Source organism: Streptomyces sp. NPDC059900 (assembly GCF_050270335.1).
GTDB lineage: Bacteria > Actinomycetota > Actinomycetes > Streptomycetales > Streptomycetaceae > Streptomyces.
This window is the reverse complement of record NZ_JBNNJZ010000970.1, coordinates 1-1,921: the sequence shown is the minus strand read 5'-3', so window position 1 is coordinate 1,921 and position 1,921 is coordinate 1. Positions and strand designations below refer to the sequence as shown.

1 protein-coding gene and 1 pseudogene are annotated in these 1,921 nt (G+C 68.2%); both read left to right on the top strand.

The annotated features are described in order from the left end of the window. Positions 1–396: pseudogene (locus ACQKIP_RS46295) on the top strand (site-specific integrase); the annotation flags it as partial. Positions 397–591: 195 nt separating this feature from the next. Continuing rightward, on the top strand, positions 592–1,758 hold the full coding sequence (locus tag ACQKIP_RS46290; protein WP_365866468.1) for an epoxide hydrolase family protein: 1,167 nt from the start codon (positions 592–594) through the stop codon (positions 1,756–1,758). The last annotated feature ends 163 nt before the right edge of the window (positions 1,759–1,921 follow it).

Below are 1,921 nucleotides of genomic sequence, written 5' to 3'. Positions count from 1 at the left end.
GAGACAGACAAGGGAATACGCCTTCAGCTCGGCACACGCCCACTCGATATCCCCGAGCCCCTGGGCAACCTGATCCGCGAACTCGTACGCACCAGGCAAGGCCACGCGACAGTCGGCCACACCGACGCCAGCCCTTGGCTCTTCCCCGGCGGCCGTCCCGGCCGCCCCATGAACCCCGCACACCTGATCACCCGCCTCAACGCCATCGGCCTTCCCACACGAGCAGGCCGCGGAACCGCACTCATGGACCTCGCCGGACAACTCCCCGCGACCGTCCTCAGCAGACTTCTGGGCATCCACATCCAGACCGCCACGGCCTGGTCCCAAGAGGCGGGAAACACCCGCCCCGGTTACGCGGCAGAGGTCGCTCGACGAGCGCACCGCAGGAGCGAATAGCCCAGGTCGCGGGTCCATACTCCCGAGCGGTTGGTGTTAGCCCAGCGGTATCTCTGCTGCGCCCCAAGCACGTCGTCTTCGAGACGATGCTGGAGGGGTGGGGCTCGCCCGCTGTGGCCAGGACCGCACCGTTCACTGCCAGGCGTTGGAGTGCCTACTCAGGCGGTGCCACAAAAATCCCCATATGTTGGTTTCATGTGCGCTGACATCCGCCCGTTCCGGATCGATATTTCGCAGGCAGATCTCGACGACCTGCACGACCGTCTGGCCCGCACCAGGTCTCCGTACCCGGTGCCCGGCGCCGAGTCGGAGTGGGACCACGGCATTCCGCCGGCCTACCTCCACGAGCTGGCCGCCCACTGGGCGGACGGGTTCGACTGGCGGGCACACGAGACCGCGCTGAACGCGTACCCGCACTTCGTGACGGAGATCGACGGGCAGACCCTTCACTTCCTGCACATCCGTTCGCCGGAGCCGGACGCCACGCCACTGCTCCTGAACCACAGCTACCCGACCTCGTTCGTCGAGTTCCTGGAGGCGAGCGGTCCGCTGACCGACCCGCGTGCGCACGGCGGGGACCCAGCCGACGCGTTCCACGTCGTCATCCCCTCGCTGCCCGGCTTCGTCTTCTCCAGTCCGCTGTCAGCGCGCGGCTGGAACCTCGAGCGCACCGCCCTGGCGTACGGGGAACTGATGACCCGCCTCGGCTACGAGCGCTTCGGGGTCGAGGGCGGTGACCTGGGGGCAGGCGTGACCGGCCGGGTGGCGATGCTTATGCCCGAGCGAGTGATAGGCGCGCACACGCATGGCGACCGGCTTCAGCTCGGCATGGCCGGCGACGACCTCCCTCTCCCGGAGGGTCTGAGTCCGCAGGAGCAAGCCGAGGTCGAGGCGGCGCAGCACAGGTGGTCGCTGATGAACGGCTACCGGGTGCTGCACTCGACCGCGCCCAACGCCCTGTCCGTGGGACTCACGGATTCGCCGATCCTGCAACTGGCCTGGATCGCCGAGAAGTTCGTGCAGTGGGCCAACCCCGCCACACCGATCAGCCGTGAGAACGTCCTGATCACCGCGAGCCTGTACTGGTTCACCAGGACCGGGCCCGCGGCCGGCGACTTCTACTGGGAGCTGGCCCACGCCGACAATCCCGGCTGGGGCGGCCCTTCGAGCGTGCCGATGGCCTCCTCGCTGTTCTACAGCGACCCCGTCGTGCGCAAGGTCCTGGGCCCCGCCGAGGACAGCGGCGTCTTCTTCCGGGAGCACACCGAAGGGGGACACTTCCCGGCGTTCGAGGTCCCCGACCTGTTCGTCGACGACATCCGCGCCTTCTTCAGAACACTCCGCGACCAGCGCGGTGCGTGACTCCGCGCTGCGGCCCGCTGCCCGCCCGCCTGCGCCGGCGGCGGGCCGTAAGCTGCGTTCGCCATGACCAAGACCCGTCCCAGGATCAGCGACCGGCAGCGACGCGCGCTGCTGATGCGCTGTCTAATTATCACCCCGCCCGTGCGGGGTTAGTGTTTGTATT